Origin of the sequence: Aeromonas sp. FDAARGOS 1407, assembly GCF_019048725.1 — a bacterium.
In the GTDB taxonomy this organism is placed as follows: domain Bacteria; phylum Pseudomonadota; class Gammaproteobacteria; order Enterobacterales; family Aeromonadaceae; genus Aeromonas; species Aeromonas enteropelogenes.
This window is the reverse complement of the sequence record NZ_CP077399.1, coordinates 3,958,513-3,975,223: the sequence shown is the minus strand read 5'-3', so window position 1 is coordinate 3,975,223 and position 16,711 is coordinate 3,958,513. Positions and strand designations below refer to the sequence as shown.

The window sequence follows — 16,711 nt, the reverse complement described above, 5'->3', positions numbered from 1 at the left end:
AACCCATTGAGTAACTTGGAGCTTTTTCATAGTCTGCCCAAGGTTATCGAAAGATTGCAATCCGGTTATGGCCAGTTGATCACAAGGTCAGGCCAGATGGTTTGCCAGTCTTTTTCCTGAATGCGGCGAGTGAAGACCTGGCTCTCCTGGCGGCAGTGGGGGTTGGCACTCACTTGCAGCGACCAGTTGTGGGCAAAGCCGTAGGGGGCCAGCCATTCGAACTGACCATTCCCGTTCAGGCGCACGCCGATGCAGGTGGGCACCTCGACCCAGTGGGTGAGGGCCTCCAGGCTGCTGGTGAAGGGCTCGACCCGTTGGCGTGTGTGCATGCGGGTCTGGTTGCGCGCTTCCCAGCGAAGGCCCGGTACCCTTGCGCTCAGCCAGGCTTCGTGATCCGGCTCGGCCAGCCCCGCCGGATCGCGTTCGTCCAGATAGATGAGATCGATGTCGTTCAGCGGGGTCGGTGTCGACTTGTGGTGCAGGTGATCCCAGATAAGGTTGCGGATAAAGCCGGCGCCGATGGCCCAGTCGGGCAGTGCCAGCTCGGCGGCGGCCGCCAGGCAGGCCATGCGAAGGGGATCTGCCCGCAGCAGGGCTTCGGTACGGGTTTGCAGGTGGCGTTCGTTGACAGACGGTGAAAGCTCAACTGTTGGCATGGCGGCGTAACCAGACATCGATGTAACTGCAGGTGGGCACTATAGTGAGCCCCTGTGCCTGGGTCCAGTCATAGAAAGCCTGGGCCAGCTGATCGGCGATCCCCTGCACCCGCAGCTCCGGCGGGACGAAAGTGCTGTAGGCATCGATGGTCTTGGCATCGAGGCGGCGGTAGCGCAGCCGTGACTCCTTGCCGTCTACCACACAGATGAACTGCTGCTGGTTGGCCTGATGAATGATCTCGTTCATGGTGTCACCTCTGATGCTAAAGGGCTGCCTGGACAGGATAAGGGTTAGCCAAGGTATAGAACAGATCATCGTGGCCCGTGGCCAATATCCTGCAGAACACCTGCCGGGGAGCGCGGCCCCCGCGCTCCCCGATGTGCGCTTTCGTTACGCCCAGGCCCGCTCCAGCAGGGTGAGCAATTGCTCACGATCGGCATCCTTGCGATTGAACAGCATGGCACCGTCGTTGATGGCCAGATCGCGGATCTCGGTCAGCAGCGAGCGATCGCTCACTCCTGCCTCATTCAGGGTGCGAGGCAGCTTGACCTCCTGCCACAGGGTATCGCGCAGGGCGCGAATGGCCGCTATGGTTGCCTCGGCCCGCTGGTGGGCGGGGGTGGCGGCAAAGCGCTCCGCCCCCACCAGCGGCAGCAGCAAACGGGCCAGCTCGCCATCCACCTCGGGGCGGTTGTAGTCGAGCACTGTGGGCAGAAAGAGGTTCATGCACAGGCCATGGGGCAGATGGCAGCGTGCCCCCAGGCTGTGGCCGAGGGCATGGACCAGCCCCACCATGGAGTTGGAAAATGCCATGCCCGCCAGGGTCGACCCTTCCGCCAGCTGCAGCCGCAGCTGGCGGTTTTGCGGATCCTTGACGATGAGGGGCAGGGCGCCGGCAATCTTTTCCACCGCCATCAGGGCCAGGGCGTCGCTGACCGGATTCTTGGCGGTGCCGATAAAGGCCTCGATGGCGTGGGTCATGGCATCCATGGCGGTGGCGGCGGTGATGTTGAGGGGCAGCCCCTGGGTGAGGCGCGGATCGAGCACCGCCAGCTGTGGCAGCAGGAAGGGGGAGGTGAAGGGGACCTTGCGCCCGCTCGCCTCATCCTTGATCACCGCCACCAGTGTCACTTCGGAGCCGGTCCCCGCCGTGGTGGGCACCACCGCCAGAGGCTTGAGGGGGCGGGTGAGGCAGCCTGCCCCCGCGTAGTCGAGCAGATGTTCTCCCCCAAGGCTGGCGAGGATGTTGACCGCCTTGGCGGTGTCGATGACCGAGCCGCCCCCCAGCGCCACCAGGCTGTCACAGCCAAGCTCTGCGTAGCGTTTGGCGATCCGTTCCACCACGGCGGTGGAGGAGTCGGCCGGGATCTCGTCCCAGATGGCGGCGACCGGCAGCTCCCCCTCGGCCAGCACATTGGCCAGCAGGGTGGCAAGGCCGGTGCCATTGACCCCCTTGTCGGTGAGCAGCAGGGGACGGCGTGCCCCCAGGCTCGCCAGTTCGCTGGCCAGCTGCTCCAGCGCCTGTTCGCCGGCCATCAGCTTGACCGGGCAGAAGAAATCGTAATAGCGGCTCATTGAGTGGCTCCTTGTTCTCAGCCGGTCACCAGACCCAGATAAATGTTGCAGGCCCGGCCGAGCTTGTTGGCCGGGGCCGGATAGTGGCGCAGCAATGGCCGCGCGATGAAGGCGGGCAGGATCAGGGACTGCAACTGCTCAAGCCCCCGCACCAGGTGCATGGCACAGGTGAGGTCCCCCTCCACCAGCAGCCGGTTTTCACTGAACGCCTGATTGACCCCGAGCCGGAAACTCAAGGCGCGAAACGCGATATTGGGGTGCTTGAAGCGCACCCGCAGCGGGTGGATGCAGGCGTGAGGGGCCGCCGGCGGGCCAGCCAGCCAGCGACCGCCCTGCTTGTGGATCTGCATGGCATAGGGGAGGCCACCCACCTCAAGGCGAATGGCCAGCCCGTCTGGCAGGGGGGCGAGTTCGCGGCGCACCGCCTCATCGACGCGGGCAGCGCGGCAGAGGGTACGGCCCACCACCCACAAGAGGAGGGTGATCCAGAGGTGGCGGCCCCGGTTGGCCAGGGATTCAAGGGCTGGGTGTGTCATCAAGGTTGGCTCCTGAGATGGCGGACCAGAACAGGGCGAAGGCACTGGCTTGCCAGTGGGCATCCTGCCCGAGCTCGGGTTGATCGACGAACAGGGAGGCGCAGGCCAGAAACTGCCCCTGGCACACCTCCAGCATCAGGGGGGCGGGGGCCTGCATCAGCTCGCCGCTCGCCTGACCCTGGGCCAGCAGGGCTGGCAGAAAACGCAGGGCATCGTTCAGCACCTTGCTGCGGGTCTCTCTGGCCAGCATGGGGGAGTGAAAGAAGCCCAGTACGAACTTGAGTTCATTGGGGTGCGCCAGCATCCACGCCATGGCCAGCTGCCAGTAGTGGCGGGTCTGCTCGCGCAGGGAGAGAGCGGGATCGGCCTCGCAGATGGCGGCCCCCATGCGCTGCTTGACGTCCTGATAGAGCTGCAGGATCAACGCCTCCTTGCTCGGAAAATGGTGGAACAGGGTGCCGTTGGCCACCCCGGCTGCCTTGGCGATGCGGGCGGTGGCGGCCCCTTGCAGGCCATCCTCGGCGCACAGGGCCAGGGCGGCGTCCAGGATTTGGCGACGCTTGTCGGTCATGGCGAACTCCTCGATCAGCGCAGGAAGAAAGCCAGCATCAGCTTCTGGATCCAGCCCTTGTAGGGCGGGTGGATCAAAGAGCCGGTAGTGAACTTGCCGCGGGTCAGCACGGTTTTCGCCTTGGAGAAGGTGAGGAATCCCTCGTGACCGTGGTAGTGCCCCATGCCGGAGGCGCCTATGCCACCAAACGGCACATCGTCGGCCGCCACCTGGAACAGGCTCTCGTTGATGGCCATGCCGCCGGAGTGGCTCTCCCGGGTCACTTTGGCCTGCAGCTCGGGATCGAAGCTCATCAGGTAGAGCGCCAGTGGGCGGGGCCGCTCGGCCACGTAGGCGAGGGCTTCTTCCAGGGTGTCGTAGGGGATGAGCGGCAGCAGGGGGCCGAAGATCTCCTGCTGCATCACCTGACAGCGTCCTGGCACCTCGGTCAGCAGGTGGGGGGCCAGCAGGCGTTGGCTGTCATCCCGTGCGGGCGAGGCGCAGGGGTGCAGCTGGGCGCCCGCCTGTTCGGCTTCCTCCAGCCAGCCAACCAGGCGCTGGTACTGGCGATCGTTGATGATGGCGCCGTAATCCGGGCTGGCCAGCCCCTTGGGATAGAGCCTGGCAAAGCGGGCGCGATAGGCGGCGATGAAGTTATCCACCTCGGCGCGGGGCAGCAGCACATAGTCGGGGGCGACGCAGATCTGCCCGGCATTGAGGCTCTTGCCGAAGATCATCCGCTCCACTGCGGTGGCCACCGGCATGTCGGGGGCGATCAGGCAGGGGCTCTTGCCGCCCAGCTCCAGGGTAAGGGGAGTGAGCTGGGGCGCGGCGGCGGCCATCACCAGCTTGCCCACCTGGGTGGAGCCGGTAAACAGCAGGTGATCGAAGGGCAGAGAGCTGAAGGCTGCCGCCATCTGGGCATCCCCTTCGATGATCACCAGCTCATTGTCGTCAAACACGCTGGTGAGCAGGGTGCGCAGTACGGCATTGGTGTGGGGGGTGAACTCGGAGAGCTTGAGCATGGCACGGTTGCCGGCGGCGATGGCGGTGATGAGAGGGCCGAGGCTCAGCATCACCGGGAAATTCCATGGCACTATGATGCCAACCACCCCGAGGGGCTGGAAGTGCACCTCCACCCTGGCGGGGGCCAGCAGCAGGCCCGCGTGGCGGCGATGGGGCTGCATCCAGCGCTTGAGGCGCTTTTGGGTGTAGTTGATCTGCATGATGCAGGGCAGCACGTCGGCGATCAGGCTGTCGTAGTGACTGCGCTGGCCGTAATCCTCTGCCAGCGCCTTGCACAGGGGCTGTTTGTGCGCCAGCAAGGCCTGTTTCAGCTTGCCCAATTGCGCCTTGCGCTCGGCCAGGGTAGGCATGGGATGGGCCATATAGGCCTGTTTAAGCCGGGCCAGCTGATCCGGCAGGGAGAGTTTGATGGCCTGGGTATCCTCAGGATGGTGAAACAGTGCCGCGCCCATGATCTTCTCCGCATAAAAAACAACCGACTGATTGGTCGGTCTAAATCTAGCGATTTGTTGCGCAGATGTAAAGCTGGCATGCTGAGGCCTCGCCACTGTGGGCTGGAGGCAAGAGAGAACTGTGTTATACCCCACACTTTTGCGGTTTGTTGATTGGTGACTTATCCAATAAGGGGTAGTTTTCAACTATTCATCTACACGGAGAGAGCATTATGACCAGGGAACTGAACAGCTTGTTGGCCCGGCTTGAAGATGTGGTCGAGCGGATGCCGGACTGTTTCAACACCTATGAATTTGCCCAGAAGCTGGCGCTGCAATATCAGCCGGAATATTTTGCCGCCGGCCACTCCCTGGCCGAACACGAGGGCAAGGTGCTGCGGGTGCTGCACCAGAAGATTGCCGAGGCGCTGGCGGTCAGTGACGTGGTGATAGAGGGAGCCCTGCTGCCCTGCGTCACCCCCTGGGGGGAGAAGGCCACCTCTCCGCGCTGGCATCGCAAGCACTAAGCCATAGGGGTCTGTGCTCGCGGCTTGTCCCGACGAGTGGCAGATGCGGATAATGCAAAGAAAAGGGGCGCGGCGCCGGCAAGGGGCCGCGCCCCTTGCATCTTCATCGCCAGACCCGGTTGTGACGGGTTCTGTGATCCCCTGCCGGGATTGGTTGCGACGGGCCGGGTAGACTCTCCCCTTTGTCGCTGTAGGGAGGCCCCATGACTAACAACACCCTGACTCACAAGATTATTCTCGATACCGATCCGGGCATCGACGATGCCATGGCTATCCTGTTTGCCGAGGCGCACCCCGCCATCGACCTGCTCGCCATCACTACCGTCTTTGGCAACGCCACCATCGACAACGGTACTCGCAACGCCCTCTGGCTCAAGCAAAAATATGGCATGAAGGCGGATGTGGCCAGGGGCGCAGCGGGGCCGCTGCTGCGCGAACCGGTCGGCCCCACGACTGTGGTGCACGGCCCAAGCGGCTTTGGCGATCTGGAAGCGGGGGAGGTCACCATAGCCCCGGATCCCCGTCCGGCCTGGCAATATATCGTCGAGGCGGTGAAGGCGGCGCCCGGCGAGATCACGGTCGTGACCATAGGGCCGCTCACCAATCTGGCGCTGGCGCTGCAGCATGCCCCCGAGATCACCAAACTGGTGAAGCAGGTGGTGGTGATGGGGGGCGCCTTTGGCGTCAACGGTCATCGCGGCAATGTGACCCCCTATGCCGAGGCCAACATCCACGATGACCCCGATGCTGCCGACCAGGTCTTTACTGCGAACTGGCCTCTGGTGATCATCGGGCTGGACGTGACCCAGCAGAGCTTTTTCAGCAGCGCCTATCTCGATGCCCTGCGCGACGAGGCGGGGGAGCCGGGCCGCTTCCTGTGGGAGGTGAGCCGCTTTTATCTCAGGTTTTACTCCGATCGCATCGGCCTGGATGGTTGCCATGTGCACGACCCCTCCGCCATCGCCTATGTGATAGATCCGACCCTGTTCACCCTGCGCGAGGGGCCGGTGCGGGTCATCACCCATGGCCCCGCCATCGGCCATACCCTGCAAAAGTTTGATGGCAAATCCCATCCCCATGACGAGTGGGCCACTTGCCCTGCCCAGCGGGTCGGGGTGGCGGTGCGGGACGAAGCGCTGCTCGCCCTCTATCGCGAAACCCTGGTGTCCTGGGGCGCCGGGCGCGGCGCATAACCCCTGGTGTGGCGGGCCACTCACCCGCCACACTCTCTTCACATGGCGCTATCCGGCGCGACGGCCGTCTGCAACAGCGCGTAGAGGGCGACATCGTTGTGCTCGCCCCCTTCGCTCAGCACCCTGGCGATGGCCGCTTCATAGTCGCCGTTGTGCTGGCGCAGGCTGTGGTAGCTGTAGAAGAGATCCACGATATCCTGTTCGCTCAGCTTGTTCTCCATGGCCAGCAGGCAGAGGTAGCTGCGCAGCAGAAAGTAGTCGGCGATCAGCAGCTGATAGCACTGCTGCGGGGTGCGCTCCGGGTGGTAGGGAAAATTGTGGTGATAGACGTAATAGACCAGATAGTTGTGCAGGATATGGGGGCGCGCCGCCAGAAACGGGGCGACCTGGTGGTGCCAGACTTCGTGTAGCTGAGCCAGCTGCCCGGTATTGAAGTCCCCGCTCAGCAGCCGCTGGATCTGCTCCAGACATCGCTGCATGGTGGCCAGTCCCCGTCCGGCTCTCGCCCCGGCATTCACCACCTGCAGGCAGGTCAGGTGATGCAGGGCTGACCACTGTACTTGGCTGATGAAGGGAAGCTGGGCAAAGGCGGCTGAGAGCTGACCGGCTGCCACCAGCTGCCCAATCTGGGCCAGAAAGGCGTCATGGGAGAGGGGGGTGGGATCCCGGTGGATCAGCAGGCCAATGACCCAGAGTTTCTCCTCCACACACATCCCGCTGGCCAGCAGCACGTCGAGAATATGGCTGTGCAGTTGCTCGATCAGGGGCGGCAGGATCTGCTCCTTGTAATAGCCGTTGAAGGGGGTGACCTCCATCACCATGGCGGCGGGGTCGAGCAGTACCTGGCGGCACGCCTCGGGGCAGGAGAGGGCCAGACTCAGCTTGTGATGGTTGCCCAGGCGGCTTGAGACCCTGGGGTAGCTCTGGCAGGTGAGGCTCAGATCCTGCGCCCCGGCCCGCTTGTGGATCTGGCACAGCCCCTCGCTCAGGAAGGGGCAGTGCCCGGTGTCGTCAAGGTCGATGCTGGCCCACTCCTCGTTCGAGCGTCTGATCTGGGTCAGGGAATCTGCGGCGATGTGCTGGATCAGCGGATCCGGGTGCGCGAGGTAGTGACGGTAAGTCTTCTTGTCGATGTTGATGTGCCAGCCATGGCAGCAATTGTCTTCACACTGATCGCCAATACATTGAAATTGAGCATAAAACCTGGGGGTGAACTGGTGCGCAGTCATGAGGTCTCCGTCAAAGATTGGTCGTTTTATTAAAAGGTCTACCCGCAAGCAAGATGGGTGCCTGTTTGCCAATTGGAAAACGTTGACCCCCGGGGTGTGAGCTCGGCCCCATAAAAGGCACTCTCTTGGTGGTTATACTGCCAGATATCAAGACGTTGGGAGGGAACGACATGGCCTGGTTATCCTTGGGAGTGGCACTTGCCCTTATCTGGTGGCTGATGAAGTTGGGGCGTGGCGCCCTGTTCGAGATCCGGCTGCAACCTGGCAAGGTGGTGGTCAAGGAGGGCAAGGTGCCTCCCGCGTTTCTTGAGCAGATCAAGCAGATACTGCGTCACGAGACGGTGCGCGGGCGGATCCTCGGCCAGCTTGATGGCGACAGGGTGAGGCTGGTGTTCTCCCGCTCCATTCCCGAGCCGGTCGCCCAGCGTTTTCGCAATGTCTTCCCCTATGGCGATTACCATCAGCCTGTGGCGCGACGGCCCGGCCCCCAGGCGCGCAAGAGATAGCGGCCCCAAAGAGTATTGCCAGAGTGCTCAACCTGGTCTGATAGACAGGCAGGCGTTGCGGCGGGTCTTTTTGCTCGCACCCCGCCTGCGAACTCGTTAAGCTCTGGCCCTATGCATTCTGTTTTCACTTGAGCCTGGAGGCGCAATGAACTGGTATCTTGCCGTACTCAAAAAATATGCCGTATTCAGCGGGCGGGCCCACCGCACCGAATACTGGATGTTCGTGCTGTTCAACCTGCTGGCCGTGCTGCTGATGAAGACGCTGGACAAGGTGCTGGGCAGCAACGAACTGCTCAGCGGCATTTACTCCCTGGCCGTATTGCTGCCGGCCCTGGCGGTGGCGGCCCGCCGCCTGCACGACACTGACCGTACCGGCTGGTGGTTGCTTATCGGCCTCATTCCCGTGGTGGGCACCCTGGTGCTGATCTACTTCCTGGTCTGTCAGGGGAATAGCGGCCCCAACCGCTTCGGGGACGATCCCAAGGCGCCTGCGCCCCAGGGGTTTATCAGCTAGGGAATGTAGCCATTAGTCATGAGATGAGGGAGGCCGATGCCTCCCTCTTTCGTTGCCGGACGTCAAGAGGCGCGCCAGAAAGGCTTGTCACCGAGCACGGTCGCCCTGTGCATGATGCGCCGGGCCGGCAGATAGTCGGCGTTGGCGTAATGCTGGGTGACCCGGTTGTCCCAGATGGCGATGTCGTTCTCCCGCCAGCGCCAGCGCACCTGATACTCGGGCCTGGCGATATGGCGAAACAGGAAGGCGAGCAGTGCCTCGCTCTCTTGCACCGGCAAGTCTGGCAGGCGAGTGGTGAAGCCCTCGTTAACGAACAGCGCCTGGCGACCGCTAAGAGGATGGGTGCGGACTACAGGGTGGCGCAGCGGTGGGTGGCGGGCCGCCGCCTCCTGCCAGCGCAGGTATTCTGCCGGGCTGGCGTTATGGCGATGGGCCGGGAACGACTTGGTGAAGTCGTGTTCGGCCTCCAGCCCTGCCAACAATTGTTGCAACTGGGGGGAGAGCCCCTCGAAGGCGGCGATGCCGCTGGCCCACAGGGTATCGCCCCCTACCGGCGGCAGCTGCTTGGCGGCCAGAATGGCCAGTGCTGGCGGCGTCTCGATGAAGGTGACGTCGGTGTGCCAGTTGTCATTGTCCGGCGGGTTGTCGTGGTGGGTGTCGAGCACGATGATCTCCTCGGCCTCCGGCGCATGGGGGTACACGGGGTGAATGTGCAGATCGCCGAAGCGGTGGGCCAGCGCCCGCTGTGATAGCGGGGTGATGGGCTGCTCTCGAAAGAACAGCACCTGATGGGTCAGCAGGGCTTGCTGGATCAGTTCGAACAGCTGCCCGCTCAGGGGCTCGGCCAGGGTGAGACCGCTTATCTCGGCACCGATATGGGGGCCGAGGGGGGTGATGCGCAGGGAATTGCTCATAGTCCTTCTCCATGCCACGGCGTCAGGCGACGCTGCAGCGCACGTAAACCAAGTTCCAGAATGAAGGCGATCAGGGCGATCACCAGAATGCCCGCCAGCACCACGTCGGTGGCGAGAAACTCGCCGGCGGATTGCACCATGAAGCCCACGCCACGGGTGGCGGCGATGAGCTCGGCCGCCACCAGAGTGGACCAGCCGACCCCGAGCCCGATGCGCAGCCCGGTGAGGATCTCCGGCAGGGCGCCGGGCACAGTGACGTGCAACAGTACCTGCCAGCGGTTGGCACCCAGCGCCCGGGCGGCCCGCGCTCGCACCTGTTTGGCGCCCTGTACTCCCGCCAGGGTCGCCATGGCGATCGGCGCGAAGATGGCCAGATAGATAAGCAGCACCTTGGCGGTTTCGCCGATGCCAAACCAGATCACCATGAGCGGCAGGTAGGCGAGCGGTGGCACCGGTCGGTAGAGCTCGATCAGCGGGTCGAGCATGGCGCGCAGGGTGGGGTTGAGCCCCATGGCCATGCCCACCGTCACGCCGCACAGGGTGGCGGCCACGAGGGCGATGAGGATGCGCTGCAGACTGGCGGCGAGGTGTTGCCAGAGGGTGGCATCCATGAAGCCCTGCGGCCCTGCGATGGTGAGCAGCTGCTGCAGCACCTGGCCCGGGGGCGGCAGAAACAGCGGGCTGATCCAGCCAAGGCGCGCTACCAGCCACCAGAGGGTCAGCAGGGCGCCGAGGGTAAGCAGGCTCACCCCAAGCCGGCGCGGCAGCGGCCAGCGAAGTCTGCGGCGCAGGGCATGGCGGGCCGGGTTCAGGGAACGGGAGAGGGCAAGGCTCATGCAAACACCTCCCGCTCGGCGAAGACCCGGCCGAGCACGTACTCGCGCCGCTCGATAAAGGCGGGATCCGACTTGATGCTGCGGCAGGGCTCGCCGGCGGCGAAGCGGCGGCCAAAATCCAGGGTCAGCCGCTCCATCACCCGCCCCGGTGAGGGGGAGAGCAGCACCAGTTCGGTGGCCATGAACACCGCCTCCTCGATGTCGTGGGTGATGAGCAGCACCTGGCGGCGCTGCTCGTGCCACAGGCGCAGCAACAGGGTCTGCATCTGCTCGCGGGTAAAGGCGTCGAGGGCGCCGAAGGGCTCGTCGAGCAGCAGCAGTTGTGGTTGGTTGGCCAGCGCCCGGGCGATGCCGACCCGCTGGCGCTGGCCGCCGGAGAGCTGCCAGATGAATGCGTGACTGGCTTCTTCCAGCCCCACCTTGCGCAGCATGGCCAGCGCCCTGGCCTCGCGCTCGCGGCGCGGCACGCCGGCCAGTTGCAGCCCGAAAGCCACGTTGTCCAGCACGTTGCGCCAGGGCAGCAGCCCCTCGTGCTGAAAGACCACCCCCCGCTCGGCGCCGGGGCCGGTCACCGGTTTACCGTGCAGGGTTATTTTCCCCTGCTGATGGGGCTGAAATCCGGCGATGAGATTGAGCAGGGTGGTCTTGCCGCAGCCGGAGGGGCCAAGCACCACCATCAGCTCCCCCGCATCCAGGGTCAGGTTGATGTTGTCGAGGACTCTGCGCCCGTCGTAGTCGGCGCACAGGTGAGTGAGCTGCAGCATGGCTACCTCCTTGTGATGCAGGGTCAGTGGGGTTGTGCCTTGACGAAACGGTCGGTCACGTAATCGCGATAGTCGCTGCCGGCGCTTCGCACCTTGCCTTGTTCCTTGAGAAAGCGGCTGGTGTCGATGATGGTCTGGTTTACCAGCTTGCCCAGCTCTGCACTCTGCTGGCTGGCGCTCAGGTAGGTGTTGCCGCGAACCAGGCCGGGTACGTCCGCCTCGGGCACGCCGCTCAAGGCTGACAGCTTGGCGAGGTTGTCCGGCTTTGCCAGCCAGCCGTCGGGGTTGGCCAGGTAGTCGCGCTGGGCCGCCAGGGTGCTGTCGACGAAAGCCTGCACCACCTCGGGATGGGCCTTGGCAAACTCTTTTCGCACCACCCACACATCCAGGGTGGGGGCCCCCCACTTGCCCACCTGAGCCGAGTCGGTCAGCACCTTGCCCTCCTTGCTCAGCTCGTTGAGGGCTGGAGCCCAGACATAGGCGCCATCGATGTCGCCCCGCTGCCAGGCGGCGATGATGGCCGGCGGCTGCAGGTTGATGATCTGCAGGCTGGTTGGATCCACTCCCCAATGCCTGAGCGCCGCCAGCAGGCTGTAGTGGGTGGTGGAGGTAAAGGGGACGGCGATGCGCTTGCCGGCCAGGGCGGTGGGGGAGGGAAGATCCTGTTTGACCACCAGCGCCTCCGAGCTGCCGAGCTGGGAGGCGAGCAAGAACACCTCGATGGGCACGTTTTGGCTTGCCGCCACCGCCAGTGGGCTGGAGCCTATGTTGCCGATCTGCACGTCGCCGGAGGCGAGCGCCCGTACCACACTGGCGCCGCTGTCGAACTTGAGCCATTGCACCGTGGCGCCGCTGGCGCGGGCGAAGGTGCCGTCGGCCTGGGCCACCTTGGCGGGTTCGGCGGAAGTTTGGTAGGCCACTGTTACCTCGATGGCGTTGGCCTGCAGGCTGATGATGGCGAGGGCCGCCAGCCAGAGAGAATATCCTTTCCTTGTCATGATGCTATTCCGTTATCAGGAGAGTGGAACAGCTGTTTTCCCATTTATCTGACTGACAATGAAAGAACGAAAATATTGTTAGGGCGAGTAATAGTTCTTAGAAAAAGAACGGTAATTCAATGTGTTTATTTATATATATCAATAATCGAAGTCGATATTTATCAAGCGGGAAACAGCGTCTGAATATATTTCCCGGCGTGGGATAGAACGTCCGATAAATTGAGGAGTGGCCACTTCGCTTTATCAGACAAGAGATGGTTCAATGAGCGATAGCGGCAAAAAGAGAGCCCTCTTTTGGCAATAATAAAACCCGCCAAAGGGGCGGGTTTTATTGTCCATCACGGATGGTTCGCCTTGAAGCCGGGGGATCAGCGCTCCAGCAGGGGGGCGGAGCGGTAGCTCCACATGCCGTAGGTACGCAGGGCGTCGCGGTAGATGCCAAGCAGCTCGCTCTCGCTCGGGGTGGCCAGGTCCTTGAGGGGCTTGTCCGGGTAGCTGACACTCACCACCTTGATCCCGGCCGGGCCAATCTGATCGCAGGCGATCTCGAGCAGGGTCTGGCCACGGCGCACATGGCTCGCCGAGCTGACCAGCACGGCCTGGTCAATCTGGTGACGGGCCAGGGCATAGGCGCTGTAGAGGGCGTTGTCCACCGTGCTGGTGGCGTAGTTCTCCTCAATGAGGCGGCTGCGGTCGATGCCGTGCTTCACCAGCCAGTCGGCCATCAGCTTGCCCTCGGTCTGACGATTCTGCGGCACCCCGCCGGTCAGGATGATGAGGGCATCCGGATCCGCCTTGGCCAGCTCCAGGGTGGTCTGCAAGCGGCCCAGCAGGATCTTGTCCATGCTGCCGTCCGGGTTCAGGGCATAGCCCAGGGTGACGATGGCCCGTTTGCCCTCTTTGGCCGCCTTGATCTGATCGTCCGTCAGTTTGGTCTGCAGCGGCGTGGTGGTCACCCGTTGCACCCGGGCGATGATTTCCTCCAGATCGGCGGCGCGTCCGCCGTTGCGATTGGCCACCCTGGCCAGATAGGTGCGCGATGCCTCCTTGTTGCCCTTCACCAGTTGCCAGATGGCGAGATAGGAGTTGATGTCGAGATCGTCGGGTGCCACCGCCTGGGCCTGTTCGAACAGGGCGATGGCCCGGGTCAGGTTGCCGTTGTAAATCTGGGCATTGGCCGCCGAGATCAGCAGATCGGTACGATAGGGCTCCAGCTGATAGGCGGCCAGCAGCCGCTCGGTCACCAGCTCCATGTTGCTCGGCATCTTGGCGGTAAAGCCGGCGTGGGAGATCTTGGCCGGGGACTTGTAGATTTGCAGCGCCTCGCCGAGCAGCATGTCCACCGCCTGGCGTTTGCTGACCAGGGTATTGAGATCGCTCTCCATCTGCATCGTACTGTCGGCCGCAAGCAGGGGGAGGGGGGAGAGGGCCAGCAAGCCGCCTAACGTCAGGGCAATCAGGGTCTGTTTCATCTGTGATTCCTCTGTGTGGGCGCCATCAGGCGCCATATTTGCTATCAGATGCCGTGTGCTGCTTATAAATGCGTGATAATTCATCGGCTTATCAATAAACCTTGGCATTAAAAGCAAAGTGAGAAATATAACAGGAAAGGGGAGAGCAAACTGTGAGACAGGCCGGCAAGGCCGGGGATTGAACTCGCCCCCGGGAAGGGCGGAAGTGCAGGCTAGCCAGATGGCATGGCCTGCGTGAGCGCATCGGTAGCCGTCAGTTCCACATGGGGGATACCCTGGCCTCCAGCGTCTCCTGCTGCTCGTAGGGCATGTCGCTGAAGAAGTCGAGCTGGGTCTGCTCTTCCACCTCGCGCACCGAGACGCGATAGTTGGCGATCTGGCTGGTGGGGATATCCTCTTGCGGCATGATGAAGGCGATGGCCTGCAGCCTGGCCGGGTCCATCACTATCTTGTAGTAGGCGCTCGGGATCATCACCCCGTTGCCGATGTACTCTTCCGAGTGGGTGAAGACGGGGCCGGTGATCACTTGCACATCCTCGCGTGCGATGGCCCACTGGCGCACCTTCTCCTCCAGAATGCGCCAGGCCTTCTGGTTCAGGGCCGGCAGTTGCGGCGTCATGTTGGTCAACAGGAAGCTCTGCTTCATGGTCACCTCGGTGGCGGCCATGTCGGCTGCCGGAGCCTGGTGGCCACGGTCATAGCCGGAACGCTTGTAGTCAGCCAGGGTGGCGCGAAAGGCGACCGGCACCTCCTTGTCTTCGGCAAAGGCATCCTTGCGTTTGACCTTGCCCTGAGCGCTCTCGGCCGTCATCCGGTAGGAGACCCAGTTCGCCACCTTGTAGTCGTAGTTGTAGCCCGCCGCGTACCCCTGACGGCACAACTCCTGATCCGAGCCGGCCGGGGTGCCGAAGCGCACGTGATCGCCGCAGACAAAGCCAGCGGCAAAGCCGGGTGCGGCACCGAGGGTGAGGGTAACAGCCAGAACCAATTTATTGATTTTTATCATTTTTGTGATGCTCCAGTTTAGTAGGCGGAGCCATTTGACATGAGTTCTGACCAGCTATTCAATTGCTGTTTTTTTACACGAAGCGGATTTGTGACGGCGCGCCGGGATTTGGGGGAAGGGTAGTTAATGTGTTTTAAATCAGTGGCTTGCCATATGAGATGATGAAAAGTTGGCCGCCGCTAACAGAGCAGGGGCCCGTAATGGGCCCCTGCTGCTGGTGGCAAAGCATGTCACGATGGATCAGGCCGCATCTTGCCCCGTGCTTGCCCGGGTGCGAGCCAGCAGCCCGTCCGGGTCGTGGATCGCCTCCCGGATCTTGGTGTCGATCACCTCGATATCCTTGAAGCGCTCGCGGTACTTGATGGCCACGTCGTGGGCCAGGATGACGCAGCGGGCGTTGGCCACATCTTTGGCGGTGATGCGGTTGATGATGCCGTTGGCGCCCTGGGTCTCCACCTTGAGCTTGATCCCCGCCTTGGCGGCTGCCTTCTGCAGGCTCTTGGCGGCGAGGAAGGTGTGGGCCACGCCGGAGGGGCAGGCGGTGATGGCGAGTACGTCCGCTTCTCCTTCCGCCTCGATGGCCTGGTAGTCATCTGCTGTGCTCGTTTCCTCTTCCTCCTCGGTCACCGGCTTTTTCAGCAGGTTGACTATGATGGCGGTGGTCAGGGCACCGAGCAGGGTTCCGACGATATAGCCTATCTTGCCCTCGACCACCGGCAGTACGATCCAGCCCCCCCAGGGGGCATGGTTGATGCTGTTCATCATGAAGCCGGTGACGTTGCCGACTATGCCCCCCGCGACGATGGCCGGAATGACCCGTACCGGATCGGCAGCAGCAAACGGAATGGCCCCCTCGCTGATGCCGATCATCCCCATGATGGCGGCTGCCTTGCCCGATTCACGCTCCTCTTTCTTGTATCTTTTTGGGGACATCAGGGTGGCCAGCGCCATGCCGAGTGGCGGCACGCAGATGGCGATGCCGACGCCGCCCATCAGCCAGGGCTGGGTATCGACCTGGGTCTGGGCGAACAGGGTCGCTACCTTGTTGACTGGGCCGCCCATGTCAAAGGCGGTCATGCCCCCCAAAATGGTGCCCAGCATCACCTTGCCGGAGCCCGCCATGCCGGAGAGCCACTGGTTCATCGACTCCATCATGGCGGCAATCGGTGCACCAATTACCCACATGACGATGCCGCATACCAGGAAGGTGCCGATCAGCGGATAGATAAAGATGGAGCCGAGGGAACTCATGGAGTCAGGCAGCTTGATCCGCTTGAGCTGGTTGACCACGAAGCCGGCGATAAAGCCCACCAGGATGGCCCCAAGAAAACCGGTCTGATAGTGCTGTACCGCCACCCAGGAGCCGATCATGCCGGGGGCCAGGCCCGGTTTGTCGGCCAGCGAATAGGCGATATAGCCACCGAGCACGGCAGTAAAGAGAGTGAGTCCGGCGATCCCCATGGTCGCCATGTCCTTGAGAAAACCTGTCTCTGGCACGGCTCCTTTACCGCTCATCATCACGGAGAGGGACAGCAGCACGCCCCCCGCCACGATAAAGGGGATCATGTGGGAGGTACCAAACAGCAGGTGCTGTTTCAGGGTCGCGAGCCGCTCCTTGAAGCCACGCTCCCTGGCAGGTTCTTCTTCGGTGGGGAGGGCCGCCTTGGCGGGGTGTTGCGCGCAGGATCCTGCCGAGAGCAGCGACAGCACCTCATCGACTTTGGTGGCTGCCTTCATCTGCTCGATAAAACCCGGCGCCAGCAGGCGGGTGGAGAGCTCGGCCAACACCTCGATATGGTGGTTGGCCCCGCCCTCGGGGGAGGCGATCATGAAAAACAGCTGGGCGGGCTGGCCATCTTCGGAGCCGTATTCGATCCCCTGCTGGCTGATCCCGATGGCGATGGCCGGGCGGCGCACCGCGCCGCTCTTGGCATGGGGCAGGGCCACGCGGTAATCCCCCCATTTTTTGGAGCACTC

General features: G+C 63.1%; 18 protein-coding genes. 4 read left to right on the top strand and 14 right to left on the bottom strand.

The window, feature by feature from the left end:
* Nucleotides 1-65: 65 nt before the first annotated feature.
* The 6 genes from I6L37_RS18640 to I6L37_RS18615 form a co-directional block, all read right to left on the bottom strand.
* Nucleotides 66-656 (bottom strand): nucleotidyltransferase family protein, encoded by a 591-nt coding sequence (locus I6L37_RS18640; protein ID WP_042069946.1) that lies wholly within the window; start codon nucleotides 654-656, stop codon nucleotides 66-68.
* Entirely contained in the window at nucleotides 643-903 is a 261-nt protein-coding gene (locus I6L37_RS18635; RefSeq protein WP_026457815.1) for a GNAT family N-acetyltransferase, read from the bottom strand. Before I6L37_RS18635 ends, I6L37_RS18640 begins: the two co-directional genes overlap by 14 nt.
* Before the next feature lie 144 nt (nucleotides 904-1,047).
* Nucleotides 1,048-2,232 (bottom strand): iron-containing alcohol dehydrogenase, encoded by a 1,185-nt coding sequence (locus I6L37_RS18630; protein ID WP_201941063.1) that lies wholly within the window; start codon nucleotides 2,230-2,232, stop codon nucleotides 1,048-1,050.
* Nucleotides 2,233-2,249: 17 nt separating this feature from the next.
* Nucleotides 2,250-2,768, bottom strand: coding sequence for a hypothetical protein (locus I6L37_RS18625; protein ID WP_042069944.1), 519 nt, complete (start codon nucleotides 2,766-2,768; stop codon nucleotides 2,250-2,252).
* Nucleotides 2,749-3,339, bottom strand: a complete 591-nt coding sequence (locus I6L37_RS18620) for a TetR/AcrR family transcriptional regulator (protein WP_042069942.1) — start codon at nucleotides 3,337-3,339, stop codon at nucleotides 2,749-2,751. The genes I6L37_RS18625 and I6L37_RS18620 overlap by 20 nt, the downstream gene beginning before the upstream one ends.
* Nucleotides 3,340-3,353: 14 nt before the next feature.
* Nucleotides 3,354-4,796: a coniferyl aldehyde dehydrogenase gene (locus I6L37_RS18615; protein WP_042069941.1), complete on the bottom strand. Its 1,443-nt coding sequence runs from the start codon at nucleotides 4,794-4,796 to the stop codon at nucleotides 3,354-3,356.
* A 212-nt stretch (nucleotides 4,797-5,008) separates the two neighbouring features.
* Between I6L37_RS18615 and I6L37_RS18610 the strand changes: the two genes are divergently transcribed.
* Entirely contained in the window at nucleotides 5,009-5,302 is a 294-nt protein-coding gene (locus I6L37_RS18610) for a hypothetical protein (protein ID WP_026457877.1), read from the top strand.
* Nucleotides 5,303-5,520: 218 nt separating this feature from the next.
* Nucleotides 5,521-6,495 (top strand): nucleoside hydrolase, encoded by a 975-nt coding sequence (locus I6L37_RS18605; protein WP_042070059.1) that lies wholly within the window; start codon nucleotides 5,521-5,523, stop codon nucleotides 6,493-6,495.
* Nucleotides 6,496-6,533: 38 nt separating this feature from the next.
* Here I6L37_RS18605 and fliB read toward each other — a convergent pair whose 3' ends face one another.
* Nucleotides 6,534-7,724 carry a flagellin lysine-N-methylase gene (gene fliB / locus I6L37_RS18600; RefSeq protein WP_216992638.1) on the bottom strand — a complete coding sequence of 397 codons (1,191 nt, stop codon included), beginning with the start codon at nucleotides 7,722-7,724 and terminating at the stop codon, nucleotides 6,534-6,536.
* A 170-nt stretch (nucleotides 7,725-7,894) separates the two neighbouring features.
* Between fliB and I6L37_RS18595 the strand changes: the two genes are divergently transcribed.
* Nucleotides 7,895-8,230, top strand: a complete 336-nt coding sequence (locus I6L37_RS18595; protein WP_026457869.1) for a DUF3634 family protein — start codon at nucleotides 7,895-7,897, stop codon at nucleotides 8,228-8,230.
* A gap of 145 nt (nucleotides 8,231-8,375) precedes the next feature.
* A complete protein-coding gene (locus I6L37_RS18590; protein ID WP_201981346.1) occupies nucleotides 8,376-8,744 on the top strand; it encodes a DUF805 domain-containing protein in 369 nt (122 codons plus the stop codon).
* A gap of 62 nt (nucleotides 8,745-8,806) precedes the next feature.
* Here the strand turns inward: I6L37_RS18590 and tauD are convergent, their stop codons facing one another.
* The 7 genes from tauD to I6L37_RS18555 form a co-directional block, all read right to left on the bottom strand.
* Complete coding sequence (tauD, locus tag I6L37_RS18585; protein ID WP_216992637.1) at nucleotides 8,807-9,658, bottom strand: taurine dioxygenase; 852 nt, start codon at nucleotides 9,656-9,658, stop codon at nucleotides 8,807-8,809.
* Nucleotides 9,655-10,494, bottom strand: coding sequence for a taurine ABC transporter permease TauC (tauC, locus tag I6L37_RS18580; RefSeq protein WP_216992636.1), 840 nt, complete (start codon nucleotides 10,492-10,494; stop codon nucleotides 9,655-9,657). Before tauC ends, tauD begins: the two co-directional genes overlap by 4 nt.
* Complete coding sequence (gene tauB, locus I6L37_RS18575) at nucleotides 10,491-11,258, bottom strand: taurine ABC transporter ATP-binding subunit (RefSeq protein WP_216992635.1); 768 nt, start codon at nucleotides 11,256-11,258, stop codon at nucleotides 10,491-10,493. The genes tauC and tauB overlap by 4 nt, the downstream gene beginning before the upstream one ends.
* A gap of 23 nt (nucleotides 11,259-11,281) precedes the next feature.
* A complete protein-coding gene (tauA, locus tag I6L37_RS18570; protein WP_216992634.1) occupies nucleotides 11,282-12,256 on the bottom strand; it encodes a taurine ABC transporter substrate-binding protein in 975 nt (324 codons plus the stop codon).
* 368 nt (nucleotides 12,257-12,624) lie between these two features.
* Nucleotides 12,625-13,728, bottom strand: a complete 1,104-nt coding sequence (locus I6L37_RS18565) for a YdcF family protein (protein ID WP_216992633.1) — start codon at nucleotides 13,726-13,728, stop codon at nucleotides 12,625-12,627.
* A 253-nt stretch (nucleotides 13,729-13,981) separates the two neighbouring features.
* Nucleotides 13,982-14,734, bottom strand: a complete 753-nt coding sequence (locus I6L37_RS18560; RefSeq protein ID WP_026456721.1) for a DNA/RNA non-specific endonuclease — start codon at nucleotides 14,732-14,734, stop codon at nucleotides 13,982-13,984.
* 240 nt (nucleotides 14,735-14,974) lie between these two features.
* Nucleotides 14,975-16,681 (bottom strand): PTS fructose transporter subunit EIIC, encoded by a 1,707-nt coding sequence (locus tag I6L37_RS18555; RefSeq protein ID WP_254203512.1) that lies wholly within the window; start codon nucleotides 16,679-16,681, stop codon nucleotides 14,975-14,977.
* Nucleotides 16,682-16,711: the final 30 nt, after the last annotated feature.

Bases quoted from the DNA above. Each gene is read 5' to 3' on its own strand.
- I6L37_RS18640 (WP_042069946.1), bottom strand. From the start codon at position 656: ATGCCAACAGTTGAGCTTTCACCGTCTGTCAACGAACGCCACCTGCAA.
- I6L37_RS18635 (WP_026457815.1), bottom strand. From the start codon at position 903: ATGAACGAGATCATTCATCAGGCCAACCAGCAGCAGTTCATCTGTGTG.
- I6L37_RS18630 (WP_201941063.1), bottom strand. From the start codon at position 2,232: ATGAGCCGCTATTACGATTTCTTCTGCCCGGTCAAGCTGATGGCCGGC.
- I6L37_RS18625 (WP_042069944.1), bottom strand. From the start codon at position 2,768: ATGACACACCCAGCCCTTGAATCCCTGGCCAACCGGGGCCGCCACCTC.
- I6L37_RS18620 (WP_042069942.1), bottom strand. From the start codon at position 3,339: ATGACCGACAAGCGTCGCCAAATCCTGGACGCCGCCCTGGCCCTGTGC.
- I6L37_RS18615 (WP_042069941.1), bottom strand. From the start codon at position 4,796: ATGGGCGCGGCACTGTTTCACCATCCTGAGGATACCCAGGCCATCAAA.
- I6L37_RS18610 (WP_026457877.1), top strand. From the start codon at position 5,009: ATGACCAGGGAACTGAACAGCTTGTTGGCCCGGCTTGAAGATGTGGTC.
- fliB (WP_216992638.1), bottom strand. From the start codon at position 7,724: ATGACTGCGCACCAGTTCACCCCCAGGTTTTATGCTCAATTTCAATGT.
- I6L37_RS18595 (WP_026457869.1), top strand. From the start codon at position 7,895: ATGGCCTGGTTATCCTTGGGAGTGGCACTTGCCCTTATCTGGTGGCTG.
- I6L37_RS18590 (WP_201981346.1), top strand. From the start codon at position 8,376: ATGAACTGGTATCTTGCCGTACTCAAAAAATATGCCGTATTCAGCGGG.
- tauD (WP_216992637.1), bottom strand. From the start codon at position 9,658: ATGAGCAATTCCCTGCGCATCACCCCCCTCGGCCCCCATATCGGTGCC.
- tauC (WP_216992636.1), bottom strand. From the start codon at position 10,494: ATGAGCCTTGCCCTCTCCCGTTCCCTGAACCCGGCCCGCCATGCCCTG.
- tauB (WP_216992635.1), bottom strand. From the start codon at position 11,258: ATGCTGCAGCTCACTCACCTGTGCGCCGACTACGACGGGCGCAGAGTC.
- tauA (WP_216992634.1), bottom strand. From the start codon at position 12,256: ATGACAAGGAAAGGATATTCTCTCTGGCTGGCGGCCCTCGCCATCATC.
- I6L37_RS18565 (WP_216992633.1), bottom strand. From the start codon at position 13,728: ATGAAACAGACCCTGATTGCCCTGACGTTAGGCGGCTTGCTGGCCCTC.
- I6L37_RS18560 (WP_026456721.1), bottom strand. From the start codon at position 14,734: ATGATAAAAATCAATAAATTGGTTCTGGCTGTTACCCTCACCCTCGGT.